This window comes from Faecalibacterium sp. DFI.5.82 (genome assembly GCF_029076575.1).
Taxonomy (GTDB): domain Bacteria; phylum Bacillota; class Clostridia; order Oscillospirales; family Ruminococcaceae; genus Faecalibacterium; species Faecalibacterium duncaniae.
In genome coordinates, this window is record NZ_JARFIS010000978.1 from 1 (window position 1) to 293 (window position 293).

A 293-nucleotide genomic window follows, 5' to 3' on the forward strand; every position below is an offset into this window, starting at 1 on the left:
GTCTATACCACCCAGCCCGGCGTGCAGCTCTACACCGTCAATTTCCTGCAGGACTGCCCCGCCCCCGGCAAGGGCGGCGTGCCGATGCAGAAATACGGCGGCTTTGCGCTGGAGACCCAGCATTTCCCCTGCAGCCCCTCCCACCCGGAGTTCCCCTCCACCGCCCTGCGGGCCGGGAAAGTGTTCCGTGCCAACACCACCCTGCGGTTATTCACCGGCAAACAGTGCGGGAAACTGTAAAATGCAGCCCTCTCATTCAAAGCCTTACGGCTTTGCCTGAGAGGGCCATTTTC

General features: G+C 62.1%; 1 pseudogene. It reads left to right on the plus strand.

The features are described 5' to 3' along the window. Nucleotides 1-240 (plus strand): annotated as a pseudogene (locus P0G09_RS19765) (galactose mutarotase); the annotation flags it as partial. Nucleotides 241-293: the final 53 nt, after the last annotated feature.